This is a genomic window from Shimazuella sp. NTD250 (genome assembly GCF_059510375.1).
Genome location: NZ_JCAJZS010000003.1, coordinates 261,808 through 284,551, shown reverse-complemented (window position 1 = coordinate 284,551; position 22,744 = coordinate 261,808). Strand labels below are relative to the sequence as shown.

Genomic DNA, 22,744 nt, shown 5'->3' with positions numbered 1-22,744 from the left:
TAATTAATTTATAGATAAGAAAAGCCCTCACTTAGGGCTTAGAATTATCAGGCAGAGTTACACGTAAATTTTTGGGAACATTTTCACTTAACTTATGACTTTCGCGATCATAAGGTCCACCTAATCCTTGATGTCCTGCACCTGTTACATACATAGCAACTTCATGTATTCCATCTATCCCTAGAATAGGTTCAACGAAACTTTCTTTAACTGCACCTGTTACAAATACCCCTAAATTCAATGCTGTGCCTGTAAGTAAGAAATTTTGTGCATAGTGCGCTGTTTCAAAATGCATTAAACGATAAACTCGACTACTTTTATATTTCCACATCAGTCTGTCCACGATACTTGTGTAAAAAACAGTTACTGATGCATCTAGAAAATAATCTTGTCCGTAGAGAGCTTCTTTTAAAAAAGGCTTTACTTCCTCTTCTTTAATTAAATTTAAGGCATGATGTTGCTGGCAATAATGATAAAAACCTTTTGACAAACCAATGCATTCATTTATGACTGGATATAATTCTGTAGTATGTCTTCCACCTGGAGAAGGAGCAGTCTTTTTGGAAACCGTTCCGTAATACACTGTATCATTTGTAAATAGAACACCTGCTGTGAAAAATAATAAATCTGACAGCTCCTGTAATGTAATTGGTTCACCACTATAATTTCGGCAAGTTCTTCGTAATGTTAGTGCATCAACAAGTGTACTCTCTGAAAGGCGACTTGGCGTCGGGAGATCAATTTTAGAAAATGAACAATTACAAGAATATATTTCAGGAGAAGCAGGAGAATTCTGTTTAAAATTCTCAGCCAAAATAATTCTTTCTTCTAGATTTGTCTCGTAAGGAGCATCTTTACTATGAAGGTGTAAGAACCAAGAGGCTTCCCCCCAATCTTCCCATTTTCGTATAAATTGAGCGGTTTGTATGTTCTTGTTTTCTTTTTCTGAGACTAATATTCCAACACATATTAAGCTTTTGCAAATATCCTGTATTAGATTTTTAGTAAGAATAACATGGAGTTGATCCCATAGATTTGTACTATTATCAATAAAGGCATTAATGACAGATAATACTTTCCAATCTACTTTCACTTGACAACGTGACGAAGCAACATGTAATCGAGGAAAACCGTCTGTATAGGTTATAACTAAATCAGGTGCTAGTTTAAACCCTGTACTAGGTGAGATACCAATCATGATTATCCTCCCTTAATATAAAAAGACGCATTCCTCCCCGACCCAATCGGGGTCTCATGCGTAATAATATCAAGACTATTTATTCCTAATTACTGAACTATTTCATCGTTAGGATGCATCAATAACTTATCTTCGATCTGCACTTCAAATTTAAAATCTTCTTGATTTTCAAGGGTAATTTCTTCTATTTTTAGATTCATGACCTCACCCCCTCTTACTCTCTATGTATAATTTACCAATTTTCCATGTCTAATTCAATGAATTTTATTAATTTAATGAAAATAATAACAATTCCTCTCCTGCCAATAATTATCCTCGAAAACACATCCAAAATCTTTCAAAATCGAAAATGCCAATCATTCCATTCTACTCGATTGGCAAAAATGAACATAAAAAAGAACCCTAGCAATCTAGGATTCTAAAAACTTTATTGACCAGAATCAGCATCATCATCAGCAGGACCTGATCCAAAACATTTCATATTCTACACCCCCATAACTTTATAGAAATATCATTAAAGCTTTTCTTTGTAATAGTGAAGATTCTCTAAATCGTTCGTCTTTGAATAACAACTACATAAACTAGCAATGATTTCGTGTAACTTGGAGTCCTGATCATGCTGTCGAGATAAATCCTCCGCTTGTTGATAAGAACGTATTGCCTCTTCATATAATTGTTGCCCTAAAAAACTTCTTCCTAAAACAATAAGCAAATTTATTTTCCTTGTAATCCGTCCCTCTTCATCGCTAATTTCCATTGCTTTCTCTAACATTTCTTTTGCTAGTAACCAATTGTTCAGTTCGAAAGAGACAAGCGCTAAGTTTTCATAAGCAGGAACAAGTAGATACTTTTTGGTTGGAGTAATCCTATCCTTTAACTCTAAAGCCTTTAGATAATATTTTTGTGCTTCTGAAAAATTTCCAATTGAAAAATATACATTACCACAGGTAATACGCAAACCTAATATACGATCATAGTTCTTATTTTTCAAAGCGATGCGCATACCTTGGCGGGAATACTCCAATGCTTTTTGTGGTTGATTTAATTGCCGTAATATAGCTCCATACATCATATTCATCTGAATCACAATATCCAGTGGAATATCATAAGGTTGATTGTTTTGTTTCAATACCTCAATTTCATGATCAAGCACCTTAACTGCTTCATAAGCAAGTTCAACTTTTTCTAATCGATTGAGGTAAATCACTCTATTTAATAGCAAATGATACAAATGTACTTTTCGTTCTCCATTTCTAACAAATATCTCTAAGCCCTTCTCTACACACTCCAATGCACGATTTATATCCCTTTGAAAATGAAAAACTCTGCTCATTTCATTTAAGCTTGCTGCTTGTAAATTAGAATTCTCCAACTCTGGAATTGAATTCACAAGTTCAATTGTTTTTTGAAAACAATCATGCGCATGATCCCATTGTTTTTCATAGTAGTAGTATACACCTTCAATATAACATTTCACTGGAACTACCATTGGAACATCAGAAATATCAAGTTGCTTCACCTGTTCTGCCGCTTCTTTTGGATCAATACCTACCATCTCCTCCAATTCATTTATAGCCGCTCGCACTTCTTGTTCATGTTTTTCTTTCTCTGTTATGAGTCCTAATAACTTCTCTAATATCCCTAACTTCTTCGCAAGGTAAATGTACTTCTCTGGATGAACATTGCGCACATTTAATTCAATATTCGAAATGGTGGATGCAGAGATAAACTCATCTGCCAGCTCTTCTTGGTTGATCTTCATTTCTTTGCGCATACTGCGAAATAAGTGACCAGTTTTGCCCCATTGAATCATATCGACTGCCATTTTTTCCAAATCCATCGATCGTTCCCCTTTTTGCCAATAGTGCAATTTTATTTGCCTAGTATTTCGATGAATGACAGCATTTTCCTGCTATATTTCGACAATTTGCCAAGCACACGACTGAAAAATATAAAAATTGAAAATATTTAATATTTGATTTATTATTTTTATAAAACAAGGCAAATAAGGAGGCTGTTCCATGAATTTGAAAATATCGCTAGATGGCAATTATCAAGAAGTGAATACCTTTGTAGAGAGAATGAAATTTTTGTTTCACCTGCCTGTCTACATCCATTCCAAGTTATCGATGAGCAGAGAAAAAAAGCGAGTGGAGTATGAGTTTGTGGATGTTGAAGTTCCCGTATTTGAACAGCAAAAAAATAAAACGATTTTCTTAAAATTGATGGACGGTAATACCATTGAGTTAATATTATCCGATGTAGAACAATTTGATCTGTCTGATCAGTGTACGGTAATCATCGGAAAATCTCCTTTTCTTCCAGAGCCATTATCCTTATCAAGTCCCCCTCCTTCGGAGGGGATCGGGTGGAAGCAATAAAGGCACTTGCTTGTCAGTTTGTAAATACTTACAGGGAAGATTATCTTTTTCAGTTCATCACGGGAGACCCTTATGATCGAGGGAAATTGATCCAGATGATAAACGATAGTTTGCAGCAAAAAAAGACGAAAGTTCTGCTCACTGCTGAACATATCCATACTATCTCTTCTATTTTATTACAAAAAGACGAAGAAATAATACTGGCGTTTCATTATGATTTAGCCATGTGTATTTTGTTACTGCTGCTCAAACAGATGCAAATGCAACTTCAACATCTTGATGATCGATACGATGAAGAGGCTGAGTGAATAAAACTCAGCCTTTTTCGTAAGAACTATTCATTTTTTCTACTTGAAGCATACCGTTTCCTACACGGTATAATTTGCTGCCAGCAATGCTTCTCCATCTAAGGGTAAAAATCTTTTTATGTTTGCTTCCTTTTCTTTATCATCCACACAACAAATCCAATTAGAATGATAGCTAAGACCAACCAAAAGATACTTTTATGTAATAGTAAGGTATATTCTTTCCAATGCTCACCAAAGAAGATCCCTAGATTTACAAATACCATCACCCAAATGATACTCCCAGTCAAGGCATAGAGGAAGAAAGTTCCATAGGACCACCTGCTTATGCCAGCGTAGATCGCAGTCACTTGTCGTACCCCAGGAACAAAATAACCAAAAATGATGGTCCGTTTTCCAAAGCGTTCAAACCATCCTTCTACTTTTTCATATCTTTCCATCGTTAGCCCTATACGTTTTCCAAAGCGATGGAGAAACGGCAATCCTAAATACCGACCGACCGAGAAGCTGATGGTTACGCCAAACATACTTCCAGCAATAGCGGTTAATATCGTCCATATATAATGCAACTGATGAATTTTCACCAGATATCCCGATAAGGTCATCAAAAATTCATCTGGTACTGGAATTCCCAACAGACCAAACATCAATAATCCGAAAATACCTGTATAGCCATAGTGGCTGACAATATGTAGAATCCGTCCCATCCTATCTTTCCTCCTCCCCTCAGGATTACCGTTTTACATTCAAATGATCCTACATCTTATAAAAATGGGTTGAGTACGTTTGTTAAACAACAAATATAAATAACATTTTACCTATTAAATCCTGTTCATAAACGGCACGCGGCGGCGCCAACTATTGTTGACACCGCCGCTCAGCCCTCTATACACATAAGATTCATCCCGCGATTCTCATACGATTATGAGGGCAGTGATCGATACAGTTCCCACAGAACTGCCCACAACGAAACAACTTGGAGTGAGCAAAAGAACTGCATTTCTGACCAAACGTTGACACATGAGAACAGGGGTGGTGCTCATGGCAATAGTTTTCTCTCTTTACCAATGACCATTGCTCCCCCATTCCCATTACAGGGAGTGGAATAACATGCTCGCTATTCTCCTGCATCTCTCTCGGAATGCACTGAAGCTGACATTGCTTCCCAGTTGGTGCCGTATGGACACACCTGTATAGCTCAGTCAGGAGACATTCATACCAAGAGGGATTTGAGTCATAAACTTCCCATCTCGGATAAGCACCACTTTTCACCATTCGATAGAAGGTCTGCTTGTACTCCAAATGAACCCTAAGCCAAATGTCAGCAGGAATAATCCGTTTGCGAGTCCAATTTCTTGCTATCGATACAAGTGACGCAGCATCTACCAATACTCCGTGAACTTCAGCATATGGTCGAATCTCCTGTACAAGACGAAGAATTGCTTCCCGTTGTCCACGATTCGGACCAGCATCAGTGATGACAACAATTCCGGGTTTGGAAAGAACTTCCCTGAGTTTATCTAGCGCATACCCCATTGTGGGATCTACTTCTTCAACAGGAACTTCTCCTACCCAGTCTCCGCCCCCAAGAAACTCATCAGGGTCAACCTCATGAAGTTTCACCCGTGGAAAACGAATCAAAACTGCATTCGAACTGCTGTAATCCTCGGGGAGGACTTGAAGATTCGGCAAATTCACCCGGAGCTGATCTACCAGAAAACTTTTCCCAGCGCCACATTCTCCTGTAAGCAGGATTACAGCATCTTCATTAAACAAGTCCAGCATTAATTCTGGTGAGCTAATTAGTGAAAGCTCCCTCTGATCCCTCAAAATTTGCAGTTCTTCATATCGTTTACTGGAGTAATTTTCCATTTCTCTCAGTATCTGAGTAATTTCCTCTGAATCTAGATGAGGAGGGGCAAACTTTACTTCCAATTCTCTTGCCCTCAGCCTCATGGCAGCTACAACATTAACACGAGCCTGAAATTCACCAGCACTGAATGGAGGTTTCATCACAAGACCATATACATATGGTCTATCCCTAAAGACAATCGGAACAAAACCAGATTGGAAGAATAAACTCATGTGGATCCCCTCTTGTTGCATTCTACAATAGCGATCCAACAAATATTTGATTCCTGTCTGGCGGATATCTTGGAGATCTTCCTCGGTGGCAATTCTCCTCTTCATCTTCCCTCTTTCTATCTGAAGACGATTAGCTAACTTAATTATAAATTAACCCCGAAATCGTTTAAACATCCTTTTACAACTTCCAACAAATATACACTAGATAATACAAAAAAAGCTGAGTAGAAACTCAGCATCTTTCTTGATCTTTTTTACTCTTTAAGCGATAAGGCATTGTGACAACTACAATGCCCTTTTTCACAGATAATACGACCCGAATAATGATCGCTGTCTGATTATGTAACAAACGCTGCCACCAACGACCAGGAATAAACTCAGGAATGAGAACGGTCAACTGGCGTTTTGACTCTTTTACTTGAAGATGTTCCAAAAAACGAAGCATTGGTCCCATTATACTGCGATATCGTGACTTTGTTACGATTAAAGGAATACCAGGATTCCACTCTTCCCAGCGTTCTTCTAACTTCTTTGCACTTTCATCATCAAAAGCGATATAAAAAGCGATGACATGGGAACTGATCATTTTCGCATATGCAATAGAGGATTGAACTACTCGATTTACCCCACTGATAGGAAGAACAACTAGGTGGTCTGTTGGCGGCTCACACTTTAGATTTTCATCAAATCTCAGTTGATCTGCCACCATCTCATAGTGCTTTCGAATCTTATAGAATATAAAGATAAACAAAGGAATAACAACAATCACAACCCAAGCACCTTCAGAAAACTTGGTGACTGCAAAGATTATGAGGACAATAAAAGAAACTACGCAGCCTAATGCGTTAATCGTTAACTTCAGTTGCCACCCTTTTGGTTTGAGTTTTAACCAGCGTTTAACCATTCCCAATTGCGCCAGAGTAAAAGATAAAAATACTCCAATAGCATACAGCGGAATCAATCGATCAATGTCCCCTTGGAATACAACAATTAGAAAGATTGCTGCGAAGGCAACGGTAATAATTCCATTAGAAAAGTTTAACCGATCTCCTCTAGCAGAGAAAAATCGTGGCATAAATTTATCTTTAGCCATGATTGAGGAGAGCAAAGGGAATCCAGAGAAACTAGTATTAGCAGCAAGAATCAAAATAAGGGCAGTCGTTGCTTGAATATAATAATAAGGCAATGTTCTACCGAAGGTATGCTCCGCAATCTGCGACAATACCGTTTCTGTTTCTTTTGGAGTGATATGATACAAAAAGGCTAATAAACTCGTTCCTGCAAATAAAACCCCTAACAAAATACCCAGCATGGATAACGTTTTAGCCGCATTTACCGTTTCTGGTTTCCGAAAGGTCGGAGTAGCATTCGAAATTGCTTCTACTCCTGTTAACGCCGTACACCCTGAAGAAAAAGCACGAAGCAACAAAAACCAAGTCAAACCTTCTGGGATTTTCTCATGAACAGGCGGCACATCACTTGGCAATCCATGGAAAGCTATTCCAAATAACCCTACTGCAACAAGGACAATAATCCCCAATATGAATAAATAAGTCGGAAACGAGAAAATCGTCCCAGATTCCCGCAACCCGCGAAGATTCAGTACCATAATGATAAAGACAAAAACTACCGATATAATGGTTGCATGTTTATGTAATGCTGGAAAAGCAGAAGTAAGAGCAGCTGTACCTGCCGTAATACTCACTGCTATCGTAAGCGTGTAATCAATTAACAAGGAAGCACCTGCAACCAATCCAGACTGCCATCCTAAATTATCCGTTGAAACGATATAGGCTCCGCCACCATCTGGATAACTGGCAATGATTTGTCGATAGGAGATGATCAAAAGCGCTAATAAAAAAATGATCGCTGCCGTAATCGGCAAAGAATACCAAAGCGCAAATAGTCCCAATGGAGCGAGCACTGTAAGTAATTGTTCGGTTCCATATGCAAGCGAAGACAAAGCATCCGAAGATAATATAGGAAGCGCTTTCCATTTTGGAATTTTTTCTTCTGTCAATTGTTCGGTTCGTAGTGGACGTCCGATGATGAGTCGTTTAACAAAACCTAACATGTTCATTCGAACCCCTTTTTGGGTAGATATGTATTAGTATTTCGAGTTTCCCTTTATTCATAGGAGGTATCATTTTCCTATCTGGAAATACAATAAAATCTATCTTAACCCATTTCAAAATGAAAATCTATATAAAAATATAAAAAAATAACTTAATATTTATCAATTGGCAATGTACCACTGTAATTCAAAAAAGAAAACAGCCTTTGATTTTAACAAAGACTGTTTTCTTGATCTATCTATAGAAAATGATTATATTCGAGCCCAGACACCCAAATAACCCAAGTGTCTGGTTCCCCCAAATTACAATTTTGGTAAAAGGGGGGAGGTTGATGGTTTCTCTGGGTTGGCGACCCAGCATCAACGCCCTGGACGGGACTCTGAAACTGAGTCTGCCGCGAAGGATGAGAGAATTGCCGATCCAATCACCCAACAACGCCGTAATCGGTGGCCACCGAACAAGACATCCCCTTTGATTTCCTGTCTACAAGAAACCAAAGGCGGGGTCCTGAATCGGTTAAGGTGAAAGGATGTCTCATCAACTTCAACAGAAGAAAACCAACTGAATTTAGAGTATCATCACTTTTCAGCATTGTCAATATAGTATGAAAACCATAATAAATAGCTAATCCGAACAGATCATCGGATTAGCTTTTTGTAAGAAATATATAAGTCCCATTTTTAACATTAAAGCAGTAAAGTATAAGTAACTGCGCTTATGTTTATCCCACTCATTGGGCACTCTCTTTTACAAGCGCAACGACCAGTTCTGCTGCTTTTACTAACTCCGGAATGGACATCCGTTCGTTAGTCGTATGAATATTTTCGTACCCAATACTGAGATTAACAGTTGGAATACCATATCCTGCGATCACATTGGCATCACTGCCACCACCACTAACACCTAAGTGTGGGGTACGGCCTACTTTTTTGACACCTGCTATCGCCTTTTGGACAACAAGGTCATCTGCCGAAAAAGAGTAACCAGGATACAGTGATTTTGTTTCTACTTCCGCTGTTGCACCCATTTGTTTGGCTGTCAGTTCAAAAGCCATGACCATTTCTTCCACTTGATGAACCAATTTTTTCTCGTTTCTACTTCTGGCTTCGGCAAAAATTTTCACATATTCTGGTACGACATTTGTCGCAATTCCACCTTGGAACATGCCTATATTTGCTGTCGTTTCTGCATCGATTCTCCCTAACTTCATACGGGAAATCGCTTGGCTTGCTACTTGGATTGCACTGATGCCGGATTCCGGACTGGAACCTGCATGAGCAGCTTTCCCGTGAATGGCTGCTTCGATTTTTACTTGAGCTGGTGCAGAAGTGATAATTTCTCCTACTTGCCCACCTGCATCAAAAGCAAATCCATACTCTGCTTCCATTAACGATTTATCTAAATGACGAGCTCCCACTAAACCTGACTCTTCTCCAACTGTAAAGACAAATTGTAAGTTTCCATGAGGAATATTCCATTCTCGTAAGATTCGAATCCCCTCTATAATAGCAGCGATGCCAGCTTTATCATCACTACCCAATACAGTTGTCCCATCTGTCACGATATAATCTCCGAGTATGGAGGGTTTTACCCTCTTGCCTGGCGCAACGGTATCCATGTGTGAAGTGAAGTAGATCGTTGGAGCATCTGCAATACTGCCTGTATACGTAGCAATTAAATTTCCTGCACCATGTTTCGTAAACCTAGCAGATTCATCTTCTACAACATCTAACCCCAAAGAAGAAAGTTTCTCCTTCAAGAAATCACAAATTTTTCGTTCGTTCCCCGATTCACTGTCTATTTGCACCAACCGCATAAATTCGTCGATCAACCGATTTTTATTTACCACCGTACTGTATGCTACCTTTTAATGCAGGATCAATTTTTCCGTTCTTTTCCCCATGATCCTACATTTTTCCTCTTTCGACGTGTCGCTATTAAAGAGCGTTTGGTGTAACACTCCAGAGGCGTTAATTCCGACAAGTCCTGCCGTATTGTACCTATTCCTACTAGTCAAAATAGGTACATGTAGCTCTCCTTTCTTCTTTTGTCTGCTACGACACCAATAACATAGCTTTGCTTTCCATTTTTTATAGATAAAATCACGTTTCGTTGTCCCCCGATCGAATAGACCATGTTTTCGCAAATACGAATATGCTCCTTTTGTAGAGGAGGAGATTTGCTCAGATTAGAACGGACAGGTATAGTAATTTATATGTTAATTTTTACATTGTTTCATCGCTTATATGAGAAGGACAGCGCATTAATATTACAGATATATTATACTTATTTTACAGAATTATTACAAGGGGATATTGCCGTGTTTTTTAGGTGGTAAATGGGCTTGTTTGCGCTCTAGCATCTCCAGCGATTGTTTTAATTTTAATCTTGTCTCTCTTGGATCAATTACATCGTCTACCATACCGTACGCAGCAGCTACATAAGGGTTCGCAAATTGATCTTTGTACTCACTTATCTTGGCTTGTCTCATCTCTTCTGGGGTATTGCTCTCGTCAATTTCACGCTGAAAAATAATATTAGCTGCACCTTCTGGTCCCATAACAGCTACTTCGGCTGTTGGCCAAGCATATACGATATCTGCCCCTATCGACTTACTATTGAGAGCGACATATGCCCCGCCATATGCTTTGCGGAGAATCACCGTAATTTTCGGAACAGTAGCTTCGGTATAAGCATATAAAATCTTTGCTCCGTGCCGAATAATACCACGGTGTTCCTGACCAACACCAGGAAAGAAACCAGTGACATCTACAAAAGTGATGAGTGGAATTTGGAAACAATCACAAAATCGCACAAATCTACTCAGCTTGTCAGATGCGTCAATATCCAACCCCCCTGCCATGAACTTTGGCTGATTGGCTACCACACCTACTGGTTTTCCATCTAAATGGGCAAATCCTACAACCAAGTTACGAGCAAATTTTTGATGTACTTCTAAAAACTCACCATCATCAAAAACGTGCTCTATTACTTTTTTTACATCGTAGGCTTTCATTCCTTCCGTCGGCACTACATTTATTAAATCTTCTACCCAATCTTCTTGTTTTGGCTTATGGGCAACAGGAGGTAAAGCTTGATTGCTATTTGGTAAATATTTTAATAAACGGCGAACATTTTCAAAAACTTCTGCTTCTGACGGAGAAGTAAAATGTACGTTCCCACTAATACTCGCATGTACACCTGCACCGCCAAGTTGTTCTGCTGATATTTTCTCTTTGGTGACAGTTTCAATCACCTTTGGTCCAGTAATAAACATTTGACTTTTTTGTTCCACCATAAAGACAAAATCAGTTAATGCAGGAGAATACACTGCTCCACCTGCACATGGACCAAGGATGACAGAGATTTGCGGGACTACTCCAGAATACAGCACATTTCGTTTAAAAACATGTCCATATCCGTCCAAAGATAGTACACCTTCTTGAATTCGTGCACCACCTGAATCATTTAGACCGATGATCGGCGCTCCATTTTGAGCAGCCAAATCCATCACCTTGGCAATTTTCATCGCATGCATTTCCCCAAGAGCCCCTCCAAATACAGTGAAATCTTGGGCAAATAAATAAACTAATCTACCATCGATCTTTCCACTTCCTGTTACCACCCCCTCTCCAGGAGCTTCTTCTTTATCCATTCCAAAAGCTGTGATCCGATGCTGGACAAAAGGATTTAGTTCAACGAACGTCCCTTCATCAAGGAGCATCTCAATTCGTTCTCGTGCCGTTAATTTCCCACGTTTATGTTGGGATGCAATTCGTTTCTCTCCCCCACCTGCAAAAATTTTTGCCCGTCTTGCGTTTAGTTCATCAATTTTTTTCTGCATCATCTAGTCCTCCTGTGATTGCGATTGGCAGAGTTCTGTTAATACTTTTCCTGTTGAAGAAGGATGTAGAAAAGCAATCTGTGACTGGTGGGCACCTCTTTTTGGCTCTTTATGTATCAAGGAAATACCCTTTTGCTCAAGGTCTAAGAGGGATGTAGCAACATCGTCCACCTCATAGGCAATATGGTGAAATCCTTCTCCTCTTGTTTGCAGATGTTTGGCAATAGGACTTGAATCATCTGTTGGTTCAAGTAATTCAAGTCTACTCTCGCCAATTTGAAAAAAAGCTACTTGTACCTTTTCGCTCGCAACAAATTCTTTTCCAAGAAAAGATAGTCCAAGTGTATCTCGATAATAAGGTATCCATTTTTCTAGTGATTCTACTGCGATACCAATATGACTGATCTTTTGAATACTCATGTTATCACTCCTTAGAAAACATGTTTCGAACAAAAGCTATCGTATCTTTTATCGTACTGCCCGGCGGAAAGATTTCTTTGATCCCTAATTGTTTGAGATGAGGAATATCCGCCGCTGGAATAACACCGCCTGCAAAGATTGGGATATCTGATGCTCCTTGCACTTTTAATAGACGTATCACTTCAGCGAAAAGTTCATTATGCGCACCTGAAAGGCAAGAAAGACCAATTAAATCAACATCTTCTTGAATGGCAGAGACAACGATTTGCTCCGGTGTTTGACGTATACCTGTATAAATTACTTCCATTCCCTCATCCCGCAATGCTTGAGCAATGATCAATGCCCCTCGATCATGTCCATCCAAGCCCGGTTTTGCGATTAATACACGGATAGGTCTTTGCACAACACTCTCTCCTTTCTAGATGACATATTCTCCATAAATTTCTCGCAAAGTGTTACAGATCTCCCCAACTGTGGCATAGGCGCGTACAGCATTTAAAATATAAGGCATCACATTTTGGCTGCTGTTAGCAGCTTGTCTCAATTGAGTTAGCTCGGTTTGAACAAGTTTATTATCCCTTTGCTCCCTTAACTTTTGGAGGGATGCTATTTGCTTTTTAGCTAAAGCAGGGTCTACACGAAGCAGTTCTGGAGCAATCTCGTTATCCAATTGAAACTGATTCATCCCAACGATGATCTGCTCTTGAGATTCTATCTGTCTCTGAGTAGCAAGAGCTGCTTTCCGTATTTCCCGCTGCATAAAACCTTGTTCTACTGCTGTAACAGCACCGCCTAGTTCTTCGATTTGACTTAAATAGATAATGGCTGCTTCCTCTATTTGATCCGTTAAACTTTCTACTGCATATGATCCGCCGAAAGGATCAACCGTATCAGCTACTCCACTTTCATAAGCGATGATCTGTTGAGTACGAAGTGCAATCCGAGCTGACTCTTCAGTAGGGAGTGCCAATGCCTCATCCCGTGCATTAGTATGGAGACTTTGCGTGCCTCCCAATATTGCTGCAAGCGCTTGCAAAGTGACCCGAACAATATTGTTATCTGGTTGTTGTGCGGTTAATGTCGAACCTGCTGTTTGCGTATGAAACCGTAATTGCCATGATTTTGGGGATTTTGCTTGAAAACGTTCTTTCATGATTTTCGCCCACATTCTACGGACTGCACGAAATTTAGCAATTTCCTCAAAAAAGTGATTATGAGCATTAAAGAAAAACGAAAGTCTTGGGGCAAATAAATCAATATCCAAACCTGCTGATAGTGCTGTTTCCACATAAGCTATGGCGTTTGCCAATGTAAAAGCAACCTCTTGTACCGCAGTTGAACCTGCTTCACGAATATGATAGCCGCTGATGCTTATCGTATTAAACTGAGGGGTGTGCTCCATGCAGTATTGAAAAATATCCGTAATAATTTTCATAGAAGGTTTCGGAGGAAAGATATAAGTACCTCGTGCAATATATTCTTTTAAAATATCATTTTGAATCGTACCTTTGATCAGCTTAGGGTCTACACCTTGTTTCTCTGCTGTCGCAATATACATCGCTAACAAAATGGATGCAGGTGCATTAATTGTCATCGACGTGCTCACTTGATCCAGTGGAATTCCTGCAAACAATTTTTCCATATCTTGAAGCGAATCAATAGCAACTCCAACTTTTCCTACTTCCCCAATGCTCATCTGATCATCTGAATCATAACCAATTTGTGTTGGAAGATCAAAAGCCACACTGAGTCCTGTTTGACCTTGCTCCAGCAGATAACGATATCTTTCGTTGGTCTCTTCTGCGGAGCCAAAACCAGCATATTGTCTCATCGTCCAAAGTCTACTTCGATACATCTTTTGATGGATGCCTCTTGTATAAGGATATTCTCCTGGCGGGCTTGTATGTTTAGGAGAATCAGATTCGTCATATACTGTCTTTAACGGAATATCAGAAAGCGTTTCAAACTTCTCTTTACGTTCCATCTATTTTCCTCCATTGGTCAAGTGAACCTTGTGATGAAGAAGTCATGAAAAGTTGTTTCGGGATTGTTTTTTCTTTACTATTATGAGTATACTCTTTTATGTGGATGTTTACGGAAAGCAGGTGAATTCATTTATGGAATATTTTATGGTACCACTACTTGTAATCATCAGTATTCTTGCAGTTATTGGAACTACATACAACAAGCGAACTGGTAACACAGCGGGCTTTTATATTGGAGGAGTATTCACTTTAGGTGTAGTTGTGGTGACTCTCCTGTCCCTTTATGATTTATTTGTTGGAATTCAATAAGAAAAGTGAATAATGGGTAAGATGGAACCGCGGTAAAAGTATTGTACCGCGGTTTTTTACGTGAAAATTTCCTTCATCGCCATCTCAACTTCATCCATAACAATATCCATGTCCACTACTTCACCTAAAATTTGAGACATAGAAGTCACCCCGTAGTCCGTAATTCCACAAGGAACAATCGTCGAAAAGTACTGAAGATCTGTGTTGACGTTAAGGGCAAAACCATGACTTGTGATATATCCTTTTTTGTTACGTGCTTTATGAAATTTCACTCCGATAGCCGCTACTTTTTCATCCTTTACCCATACTCCAGTATGTTTCTCCATCCGTCCCCCATTAATTCCAAAGGAAGACAATACACGGATAAGTGCTTCTTCTATATCTCGAAGATAGGAATGTGCATCATGCTTTTGATCGCCTAAATAAAAGATCGGATAACCAACTAGCTGACCTGGTCCATGATAGGTAACATCTCCACCTCGATCAATTTCCACTATATCGATCCCTTTGGACTCGTAATCTTGTGTAGACAGAAGCAAGTTACTCAAGTGGCTTCCCCGTCCCATCGTCACAGTATGAGGATGTTCCAACAACAATAATTGATCAGGTATCTTCCCTTCATCTACGAAACGTACAATATTTCTTTGCTCGTCCCATGTTGGCTGATAAGCCGCCATTCCAAGGCGTTGTACCTCAAACATGATGAACACTCTTTTCTAAGCAAAATTTACTCTCTTATAAGGCAGTATTGACTTGGTATGACTCTAATCTTTCTTTTACTCGTGCTAAAAATTGTCCAGCAGTCAAACCATCTAATACACGATGATCCAACGATAAACAGAGATTCATTCTATTACGAATTGCGATCATGTCGTCGATTACTACTGGTTTCTTTACAATCGATTCAAAAGATAAAATAGCTACTTGAGGTTGATTAATAATCGGTTGAGAAGCAATTGAACCAAAACTTCCTGTATTATTAACCGTAAATGTTCCCCCTTGCGTATCAGCGATACCCAAGTTTCCGTTTCTCGTCTTATGAATCAAATGCTGCAAAGATCGTGCAATCCCAAAAATATTTTTTTCGTCTGCTTGATGAATAACAGGGACATATAGAGCATCATTTGCAGCAATCGCAACAGAGATATTGATATCTTTCTTTAAAATGATCTTATCCTCTGCCCAAACCGAGTTTACATAAGGAAACTCACGCAATGTATCTACCGTCGCTTTGATGAAAAATGGCATAAAGGTTAAAGGGATACCATTTGCAGCAAAATCGTCTTTGTACTTATTGCGCAAGGCAACAAGACCACTGACGTCCGCTTCCATCATTGTCCATGCATGAGGAATCTCTGTTTTGGATTTCACCATTCGCTCCGCGATCGTACGACGAATCGAGGAAACAGGCACGATTTTATCTTCCACTAATATTTCAGGTGGTAGAGTTTCCTTTACTTTTTTCTTCTCCACTGGAGCAGTTACATTCTTAGTAGGAACAGACGCAGCAGCAGATTTGTTTTCCACCGCATATAAGACATCTTTGCGCGTAATTCGTCCACCTTTTCCACTGCCTGATAGTTTCGTGAGATCAATCTGATTTTCTTGTGCGATACGAAGAACGGCAGGAGAATAACGATGTTTCATCGAAGTATCCGCTTCATTTCGTTCTTGGGTTATAGAAGTTGGCTCATCAGGCTCAACAGTCTGTGAGGCTGTTTCGGTTTCGACTTCCATTTTGCAGATGATTCCACCTACCTCAATGGTTTGTCCCTCATGAGCTAAAATTTCTCCCATTTTACCGTTGTACAAAGAAGGAATTTCCGTATTCACTTTGTCAGTTTCTACTTCACAAATTGGCTCATATTCTTCTACTTCATCTCCCGGCTTTTTCAACCAGCGGGAAATGGTTCCTTCTGTTACACTTTCACCTAACTGAGGCATGACAATATCAATAGTCATTTATTCCGCTCCTCGTCAACTACAGTTCTGCTAGTTCGCGAATGGCTGCTGCTATTTTTTCTGGGCTCAGCATAAATGCCTTTTCGAGTTTAGAATTATACGGCATGGATGGCACATCTGGACTGCATAGTCGACTTACTGGTGCATCCAAATCAAAAAACGCTTCTTCGGCAATGACTGCTGCAACCTCTGCACCAAATCCACTCGTTTTATTATCTTCATGTACAATAAGTACTTTTCCTGTTTTCCTAGTTGCTTCTAGAACAGCTTCTTTATCGAGCGGAATCAATGTACGTAAATCCAATACATGCACATCAATCCCCTCTTCAGCTAACTTTTTAGCTGCGTCCAATGTGTAATGCACCATCAGACCATATGTAATGACGGTAATGTCGTTTCCTTCTCGTTTCACATCTGCTTTCCCAAGAGGAATCGTATATTCTTCACTTGGTACTTCATCTTTTATTAAACGATACAACTTCTTGTGCTCAAAGAAAAGCACAGGATCATTATCTCGTATAGAGGAAAGAAGCAATCCTTTTACATCATAGGGTGTACTAGGAGTAACAATTTTTAAACCTGGTACACCAGTAAATAATGCTTCGATGCTTTGAGAGTGATACAGTGCACCATGAATTCCTCCACCATATGGGGCACGAATAACCATCGGACACTGCCAATCTCCATTGGAACGATACCTCATCTTAGCAGCCTCACTGATGATCTGATTTATTGCCGGCATGATGAAATCGGCAAATTGGATTTCGGCAATAGGTCTTAGACCATATGCTGCTGCACCAATTCCAACTCCTACAATGGCTGATTCTGTTAAGGGGGTGTCTAAGACTCTATCTTCGCCATATAGATCTATCAAGCCGTTGGTGGCTCGAAACACACCACCTCTTACACCTACATCTTCCCCTAGAACAAAGACACTTTTATCGCGACCCATCTCTTCGGAAATTGCCTCTGTAACAGCATCGATATAAGAAATTACAGGCATTTAAATTCTCTCCTCTCTATCCGGCAAAAACATGCTTGGATAAATCATTTGGGTTAGGATGGTCTGCCGCTTCAGCGAATTTGATCGCTTCCGTTATCTCTGCGTCCATTTCTTTACTCAACGCCTCTTTCTCATCGGCTGTCCACAACTGATGTTCGTCTAAGTAAGTTTCCAACACAAATAAACCATCGCGTTTTTTTGCTTCATCTACTTCTTCTTTTGTCCGATAAGTCAAATCATCGTCATCACTCGAATGTGGCGTTAGACGGTAAGAGACTGCCTCAATCAGTGTAGGTCCTTCTCCTTTTCTCGCCCGTTCTACTGCTTGCTTCATCACATCATATACTTGAAAAACATCATTACCATCTACACGGATTCCTGGCATTCCATAACCTTGTCCACGGGCAGCAACATTTTCTCCAGCTAATTGTTTACTGAGTGGCACAGATATGGCGTACATATTGTTTTCTACTAAAAACACCACAGGAAGTTTATGAACACCTGCAAAATTCAATGCTTCATGCCAATCTCCCTGGTTACTAGAACCTTCGCCACATGAGGTTAATACCACATGATCTTCTCCTGTTACTTTACCTGCATATGCAATTCCAACAGCATGGAGCATTTGGGTCGTAACAGGACTAGAACCAGATAAAATCCGATAACGACGATCCCCGAAGTGATTTGGCATCTGACGCCCCCCGCTATTGGGGTCATCTTTTTTGGCAAAAGCAGATAGCATTTGATCACGAGCTGTTTGACCAAACAACAGCACCATACCTAAATCACGATAATAAGGACATAGCCAGTCTTTCTGCCGATCTAGCGCATATACTGCTCCAATCTGTGTTGCTTCTTGTCCTTGGCAGGAAACAACAAAAGGCAGCTTTCCTGCACGGTTCAAAAGCCACATTTTTTCATCCACTTTTCTAGCTAACAGCATATAGCGGTACATTTCTCGAACCTGCTCATCTGTTAACCCCAGTTCTCGATGTTTCAAACTGGAATCCCTCCCTTGCTTGTCTATTTATATCCTTGTGTTACTTCTCCAAATACTTCAGAAAAAGTAGGATGAGGAAAAATAACCTGTCCGATTTCCCAAGGTGAAGCATCTAAAAATTTAGCTAAACTAGCTGTTGCGATCAACTCAGTAGCCTGTACACCTATCAAATGGACTCCTAGCAAGTCTTGCGTTTTTTTGTCACTTACTATTTTTATAAATCCGTCAGCATTTCCATATACTAAAGGCTTACCAAGATATCTCAAAGGATATTTGCTTGCTGCAACATCGTAACCTTGTTCTTTTGCTGCTTTTTCCGTCAATCCAATACTCGCTATCTCCGGACGACTATACGTACAACGTGGCACTTGGTTAGGATTTACTAATTCTATCTCATCTCCCATCATGTGGTTTACAGCAAGTATTCCTTCACGAGATGCAACATGAGCCAATTGATATCCACCGATAACATCACCAATCGCATAGACATGGGCCTCTGCGGTCTGGTAAGAATGATTTACTTGGATAATCCCACGTTCTACTTGAATATTGGTATTATCCAATCCTAAATCCTCTGTATTTGCATCTCTTCCCACAGATACTAACACCTGATTGATGGTGATCGTATGCTCTGTGTCTGAATCATTTCGTATAATAGAAAGCGTTACTTGTCCATCTTCTATATGTACACTATGCGCCTCTACTTGTGCATTTGTCCATATGGTAACATTTCGTTTTTCCAGAATTCGTTTCATCTCGCTGCTTATTTCTTCATCTTCCAAAGGCAAGATTCGGTCCGCATATTCCACTAGAACTACTTGCACACCCATATCACTTAACATGGAAGCCCATTCGACACCAATGGCTCCTCCACCTACAATCAACATCGATGCAGGTAATTCCTGTAGTTCTAAAGCATCATCAGATGTGAGTATATGAGTATGATCCACTTCTAATCCACTTAACATCCTTGGACGAGAGCCGGTTGCTAGTAATACAAATTTAGGGACAAGCATTTCTGCTTCACCTTCTTGTTTTTCGACAGCAATCGCTCCACCTGCGAGTGGGGAAAAAATCGATGGTCCCATTAACCTGCCTGTACCATGATATATGTCAACCTTATGACCACGCAACAAATTATTTACTCCTTGGTGCAACCGATCTACCACTTCTGTTTTTCGCTTTTGTACCAATTCCATGTTTAAGCGAACACTCTCTGTCTCTACTCCATATGAGGTGCTTTCTTTTATCGCATGATACATCTCGGCACTTTTCAGTAGCGATTTACTTGGAATACATCCTTTATGCAGACATATTCCCCCTACTTTTTCTTTTTCTACCAATGCTACTTTCCATCCCTTTTGAGCAGCATGTGCTGCCGCTACGTAACCACCGGGACCTCCACCTATCACGACTAAGTCATAATGATGTGCCATGCACCCACTTCTCTCTTCTATGTAATTATGTAAATTTCGACGATAGCTCTACGCTAAATCCGTTTGCTTTACGTATGTAAATAAGATTTGCAATGGTAAATCTTATTACTAAAAAAAACCAATTTCACTTGACCAGCCCAATCCTATTTTTAGATTGGGCTAATTTTTCTATCCATACTATCTTCCGTTTTTTTCTAAATTCAAAGCATGTCTGGCATTTCGATTAAACCGGCTTCGCACATGTTTCATCTTAGCAATTCGCTCTTCTGCGAGGTGGTCAGCAGCAAGGTGTGTAGTAAGGCCTTCACGCTTTGCAATCGCAAATATATCGAGTACTGTGCCATAAATATTTGCTACTTTTTGCATGACTCGATCCTCATTATATCCAGTCAGCTCGTCTGCAACCTGAATCACTCCGCCTGCATTGATCACATAATCTGGTACATACAAAATGCCTTTTTGTTGTAATAACTCGCCATGTCTTGGTTGGTGTAACTGATTATTCGCAGCTCCTGCAACAATTTTACACTTCAAGCGATCAATGGTTTTGTCATTGATGACAGCACCGAGCGCACAAGGTGCAAAAATATCGCAGTCTGCATCATAAATTTCATCAGGCAAAACGGAAGTTGCCCCATATTCGACAACTGCTCTTGCCACTTGTTCTTCATGAATATCGGTTACAATCAGACTGGCTCCTTCTTTAGCCAAGTGACCGAGCAGACGAAAAGCCACATTTCCTACACCCTGTACTGCAATTGTTTTCCCTTCAAGCGAGGAGGTCCCAAACGCTTCTTGAGCAGCTGCTCGAATCCCTTGATAGACACCATAAGCAGTAGCGGGAGATGGGTTTCCAGCAGATCCGGATGCTGAAGAATAACCAGTGACATAACTGGTCTCCAAGTGAATCAATTCCATATCGTTTTCCGTTGTACCAACATCTTCAGCCGTTATATACCTTCCATTCAGCCCTTCTACATAGCGGCCAAACATACGAAAAAGAGCCTCACTCTTATCCTTCCGTGAATCTCCGATAATAACAGCTTTTCCTCCACCTAAGTTCAATCCAGCTACAGCTGCCTTATATGTCATCCCTTTTGCCAATCGTAAAACATCTTCTATCGCATCTTCATCTGATTGGTAGTTCCACATTCTTAGCCCACCAAGTGCAGGCCCTAGTGTAGTATCATGTATACAAATGATTGCCTTTAAACCTGAAACTTCATCTTGACAAAATACCAGCTGCTCATAATTACTCTCTTGTAATCGATTAAACAATTCCACGAGGAGATCCCTTCATTTCTAACGATTTGAATTTGCTACTTGTACTGCTGCTAAGGCAATCGAATACAGCTTTGCCTCCGCAGAGTCCGCACGTGATGTTAACACAATTGGAGCTTTAGCCCCCAATACCAAAGCACCAATCTTCGCTTTTGCGAAGTAGACCATCGATTTATAAAGAATATTGCCAGCTTCAATATCTGGTACCAAAAGGACATCCGCTTTCCCTGCAACTGGACTTTCGATTCCTTTATGTTCTGCTGATTCCACAGATACTGCATTATCTAAGGCGAAAGGGCCATCGATGATCGCTCCTTTTATTTGCTTACGACGATTCATCTGGGTAAGAGCAGCAGCATCAAGCGTCGCTTGCATATTGGGATTGACAACCTCAACCGCTGCAAGAGCAGCTATTTTTGGTTCCTCACATCCTAATGCATGACACAATTCAATGATGTTTTCCACAATTTGAAACTTCTCTGGCAGTGTAGGTGCTACGTTTAAAGCCGGATCTGTCACATGGATGAGGTGATCATAACCTGTCACTTCAAAGGTAGCCACATGACTGAGTACCTTTCCACTCCGCAAACCTTTTTCCTTATGTAAAATTGCCCGAAGGAAGTCAGCAGTCTGTACCATACCTTTCATCACAACATCTGCTTTTCCTTCTCTCACTGCTGACACTGCTGCAATGCAAGCAGCATGTACATCAGAAGTATCCGTAATAAATTCCCCAGCAGTTAAAGTAAGTCCGATTTCCCTACTAATACGTTCGATCTCTTGTTTTTTTCCGTACAATTGAAACTGAGCAATCCCATGTTTTTTTGCATCTAGGACTGCTTCCAAGACTTCTCGATCATCAGCAGCTGCTACTGCAACTGTGACCGAAGGAAGTGATTCTGCCTTCACTACTATTTCTTGAAATGTCTTCAACTTACTCAAACATATTCCTCTTTCCTCTGTCTGGATTGTCTTATTAGGGTTCGCGAAAAAGACTTTTTGAATACCTAGATCCTTTTATATCCTAGAGAAAACAAGAGAATGAGTCAATCTATCCAGCCGAATTATGTATGGAAAACAGCACACTCCTATCATACCACACAGGTGGATATCGTGCCGGAAATGAAGTAAAATGATCGTGGACATAGGAAGGTGACTTGACATGCAAAAGGAAGTTTTTCAAAGACTTATTGCCATTATTCTCATGTGTATCCCTGGGGGAATCAGTGTTTATGGTTGGACACTCATGCGTGACATTCTCTTTTCTACAGCAGCTGGTGAATCTTTTCCCCTTTTCACTTTTGTACTCGGACTGATCTTGTTTTTACTCGGTTTAACGATTGTAGGAGGATTTATTTTTTACCGCGATAAAAAGCGAAACAAAATTCAGCCTAAACTGCTGAAAAAGACGGATGAATATAAAAAAGAAAAACATGCTTTTCTTGACAAAGTTTAGATCC

At 40.0% G+C, this 22,744-nt stretch carries 22 protein-coding genes; 4 read left to right on the top strand and 18 right to left on the bottom strand.

The genetic code is table 11. The features are described 5' to 3' along the window. Positions 1-31: 31 nt before the first annotated feature. The gene (locus AC5WOF_RS09505; protein ID WP_496049724.1) at positions 32-1,198 is read right to left on the bottom strand and encodes a SagB/ThcOx family dehydrogenase; all 1,167 of its coding nucleotides are present in this window, start codon (positions 1,196-1,198) and stop codon (positions 32-34) included. A 514-nt stretch (positions 1,199-1,712) separates the two neighbouring features. Next, positions 1,713-3,038: a tetratricopeptide repeat protein gene (locus AC5WOF_RS09500; protein WP_496049723.1), complete on the bottom strand. Its 1,326-nt coding sequence runs from the start codon at positions 3,036-3,038 to the stop codon at positions 1,713-1,715. 181 nt (positions 3,039-3,219) lie between these two features. On the opposite strand from AC5WOF_RS09500, the gene AC5WOF_RS09495 reads away from it, so the two are divergent. Then, positions 3,220-3,579: a hypothetical protein gene (locus tag AC5WOF_RS09495; RefSeq protein ID WP_496049722.1), complete on the top strand. Its 360-nt coding sequence runs from the start codon at positions 3,220-3,222 to the stop codon at positions 3,577-3,579. Beyond that, positions 3,567-3,887: a hypothetical protein gene (locus tag AC5WOF_RS09490; RefSeq protein ID WP_496049721.1), complete on the top strand. Its 321-nt coding sequence runs from the start codon at positions 3,567-3,569 to the stop codon at positions 3,885-3,887. Before AC5WOF_RS09495 ends, AC5WOF_RS09490 begins: the two co-directional genes overlap by 13 nt. Positions 3,888-4,003: 116 nt before the next feature. Here the strand turns inward: AC5WOF_RS09490 and AC5WOF_RS09485 are convergent, their stop codons facing one another. The 9 genes from AC5WOF_RS09485 to AC5WOF_RS09445 all read right to left on the bottom strand — a co-directional run bounded on the left by AC5WOF_RS09485 (position 4,004) and on the right by AC5WOF_RS09445 (position 14,292). Next, positions 4,004-4,591: a DedA family protein gene (locus tag AC5WOF_RS09485; RefSeq protein ID WP_496049720.1), complete on the bottom strand. Its 588-nt coding sequence runs from the start codon at positions 4,589-4,591 to the stop codon at positions 4,004-4,006. Between the two features lie 193 nt (positions 4,592-4,784). After that, positions 4,785-6,074 (bottom strand): hypothetical protein, encoded by a 1,290-nt coding sequence (locus tag AC5WOF_RS09480; protein WP_496049719.1) that lies wholly within the window; start codon positions 6,072-6,074, stop codon positions 4,785-4,787. 127 nt (positions 6,075-6,201) lie between these two features. After that, positions 6,202-8,043 carry an APC family permease gene (locus AC5WOF_RS09475; protein WP_496049718.1) on the bottom strand — a complete coding sequence of 614 codons (1,842 nt, stop codon included), beginning with the start codon at positions 8,041-8,043 and terminating at the stop codon, positions 6,202-6,204. A gap of 731 nt (positions 8,044-8,774) precedes the next feature. Next, positions 8,775-9,893, bottom strand: coding sequence for a M20/M25/M40 family metallo-hydrolase (locus AC5WOF_RS09470; protein ID WP_496049717.1), 1,119 nt, complete (start codon positions 9,891-9,893; stop codon positions 8,775-8,777). An 18-nt stretch (positions 9,894-9,911) separates the two neighbouring features. Beyond that, on the bottom strand, positions 9,912-10,190 hold the full coding sequence (locus tag AC5WOF_RS09465) for a hypothetical protein (RefSeq protein WP_496049716.1): 279 nt from the start codon (positions 10,188-10,190) through the stop codon (positions 9,912-9,914). 156 nt (positions 10,191-10,346) lie between these two features. Next, the gene (locus tag AC5WOF_RS09460) at positions 10,347-11,888 is read right to left on the bottom strand and encodes an acyl-CoA carboxylase subunit beta (protein WP_496049715.1); all 1,542 of its coding nucleotides are present in this window, start codon (positions 11,886-11,888) and stop codon (positions 10,347-10,349) included. 3 nt (positions 11,889-11,891) lie between these two features. Continuing rightward, entirely contained in the window at positions 11,892-12,308 is a 417-nt protein-coding gene (gene mce, locus AC5WOF_RS09455; protein WP_496049714.1) for a methylmalonyl-CoA epimerase, read from the bottom strand. Between the two features lie 4 nt (positions 12,309-12,312). Continuing rightward, a complete protein-coding gene (locus AC5WOF_RS09450; protein WP_496049713.1) occupies positions 12,313-12,711 on the bottom strand; it encodes a cobalamin B12-binding domain-containing protein in 399 nt (132 codons plus the stop codon). A gap of 15 nt (positions 12,712-12,726) precedes the next feature. Then, a complete protein-coding gene (locus AC5WOF_RS09445; protein WP_496049712.1) occupies positions 12,727-14,292 on the bottom strand; it encodes an acyl-CoA mutase large subunit family protein in 1,566 nt (521 codons plus the stop codon). Positions 14,293-14,425: 133 nt separating this feature from the next. Between AC5WOF_RS09445 and AC5WOF_RS09440 the strand changes: the two genes are divergently transcribed. Beyond that, complete coding sequence (locus AC5WOF_RS09440) at positions 14,426-14,602, top strand: hypothetical protein (protein ID WP_496049711.1); 177 nt, start codon at positions 14,426-14,428, stop codon at positions 14,600-14,602. A gap of 56 nt (positions 14,603-14,658) precedes the next feature. On the opposite strand, the gene lipB is transcribed toward AC5WOF_RS09440, so the two are convergent. From lipB to yqiS, 7 genes are all read right to left on the bottom strand, one after another. Further along, a complete protein-coding gene (lipB, locus tag AC5WOF_RS09435; RefSeq protein WP_496049710.1) occupies positions 14,659-15,303 on the bottom strand; it encodes a lipoyl(octanoyl) transferase LipB in 645 nt (214 codons plus the stop codon). A 34-nt stretch (positions 15,304-15,337) separates the two neighbouring features. Next, complete coding sequence (locus AC5WOF_RS09430) at positions 15,338-16,564, bottom strand: dihydrolipoamide acetyltransferase family protein (protein ID WP_496049709.1); 1,227 nt, start codon at positions 16,562-16,564, stop codon at positions 15,338-15,340. A gap of 19 nt (positions 16,565-16,583) precedes the next feature. Then, positions 16,584-17,567 carry an alpha-ketoacid dehydrogenase subunit beta gene (locus AC5WOF_RS09425; RefSeq protein WP_496049708.1) on the bottom strand — a complete coding sequence of 328 codons (984 nt, stop codon included), beginning with the start codon at positions 17,565-17,567 and terminating at the stop codon, positions 16,584-16,586. A gap of 16 nt (positions 17,568-17,583) precedes the next feature. Then, complete coding sequence (locus AC5WOF_RS09420; RefSeq protein ID WP_496049958.1) at positions 17,584-18,522, bottom strand: thiamine pyrophosphate-dependent dehydrogenase E1 component subunit alpha; 939 nt, start codon at positions 18,520-18,522, stop codon at positions 17,584-17,586. A gap of 68 nt (positions 18,523-18,590) precedes the next feature. Continuing rightward, positions 18,591-20,003: a dihydrolipoyl dehydrogenase gene (lpdA, locus tag AC5WOF_RS09415; RefSeq protein WP_496049707.1), complete on the bottom strand. Its 1,413-nt coding sequence runs from the start codon at positions 20,001-20,003 to the stop codon at positions 18,591-18,593. Positions 20,004-20,180: 177 nt separating this feature from the next. Further along, a complete protein-coding gene (locus AC5WOF_RS09410; RefSeq protein WP_496049706.1) occupies positions 20,181-21,287 on the bottom strand; it encodes a Glu/Leu/Phe/Val family dehydrogenase in 1,107 nt (368 codons plus the stop codon). Positions 21,288-21,305: 18 nt separating this feature from the next. Next, positions 21,306-22,232, bottom strand: a complete 927-nt coding sequence (yqiS, locus tag AC5WOF_RS09405) for a phosphate butyryltransferase (protein ID WP_496049957.1) — start codon at positions 22,230-22,232, stop codon at positions 21,306-21,308. Between the two features lie 214 nt (positions 22,233-22,446). Here yqiS and AC5WOF_RS09400 point away from each other — a divergent pair, with 214 nt between their 5' ends. Beyond that, positions 22,447-22,740, top strand: a complete 294-nt coding sequence (locus AC5WOF_RS09400; protein WP_496049705.1) for a DUF2627 family protein — start codon at positions 22,447-22,449, stop codon at positions 22,738-22,740. Positions 22,741-22,744 lie beyond the last annotated feature (4 nt).

Excerpts from the sequence above, each read along its gene's own strand:
- AC5WOF_RS09505 (WP_496049724.1), bottom strand. The coding sequence starts at position 1,198 with ATGATTGGTATCTCACCTAGTACAGGGTTTAAACTAGCACCTGATTTA.
- AC5WOF_RS09500 (WP_496049723.1), bottom strand. The coding sequence starts at position 3,038 with ATGGATTTGGAAAAAATGGCAGTCGATATGATTCAATGGGGCAAAACT.
- AC5WOF_RS09495 (WP_496049722.1), top strand. The coding sequence starts at position 3,220 with ATGAATTTGAAAATATCGCTAGATGGCAATTATCAAGAAGTGAATACC.
- AC5WOF_RS09485 (WP_496049720.1), bottom strand. The coding sequence starts at position 4,591 with ATGGGACGGATTCTACATATTGTCAGCCACTATGGCTATACAGGTATT.
- AC5WOF_RS09480 (WP_496049719.1), bottom strand. The coding sequence starts at position 6,074 with ATGAAGAGGAGAATTGCCACCGAGGAAGATCTCCAAGATATCCGCCAG.
- AC5WOF_RS09475 (WP_496049718.1), bottom strand. The coding sequence starts at position 8,043 with ATGTTAGGTTTTGTTAAACGACTCATCATCGGACGTCCACTACGAACC.
- AC5WOF_RS09460 (WP_496049715.1), bottom strand. The coding sequence starts at position 11,888 with ATGCAGAAAAAAATTGATGAACTAAACGCAAGACGGGCAAAAATTTTT.
- mce (WP_496049714.1), bottom strand. The coding sequence starts at position 12,308 with ATGAGTATTCAAAAGATCAGTCATATTGGTATCGCAGTAGAATCACTA.
- AC5WOF_RS09445 (WP_496049712.1), bottom strand. The coding sequence starts at position 14,292 with ATGGAACGTAAAGAGAAGTTTGAAACGCTTTCTGATATTCCGTTAAAG.
- AC5WOF_RS09440 (WP_496049711.1), top strand. The coding sequence starts at position 14,426 with ATGGAATATTTTATGGTACCACTACTTGTAATCATCAGTATTCTTGCA.
- lipB (WP_496049710.1), bottom strand. The coding sequence starts at position 15,303 with ATGTTTGAGGTACAACGCCTTGGAATGGCGGCTTATCAGCCAACATGG.
- AC5WOF_RS09430 (WP_496049709.1), bottom strand. The coding sequence starts at position 16,564 with ATGACTATTGATATTGTCATGCCTCAGTTAGGTGAAAGTGTAACAGAA.
- AC5WOF_RS09425 (WP_496049708.1), bottom strand. The coding sequence starts at position 17,567 with ATGCCTGTAATTTCTTATATCGATGCTGTTACAGAGGCAATTTCCGAA.
- AC5WOF_RS09420 (WP_496049958.1), bottom strand. The coding sequence starts at position 18,522 with ATGTACCGCTATATGCTGTTAGCTAGAAAAGTGGATGAAAAAATGTGG.
- lpdA (WP_496049707.1), bottom strand. The coding sequence starts at position 20,003 with ATGGCACATCATTATGACTTAGTCGTGATAGGTGGAGGTCCCGGTGGT.
- AC5WOF_RS09400 (WP_496049705.1), top strand. The coding sequence starts at position 22,447 with ATGCAAAAGGAAGTTTTTCAAAGACTTATTGCCATTATTCTCATGTGT.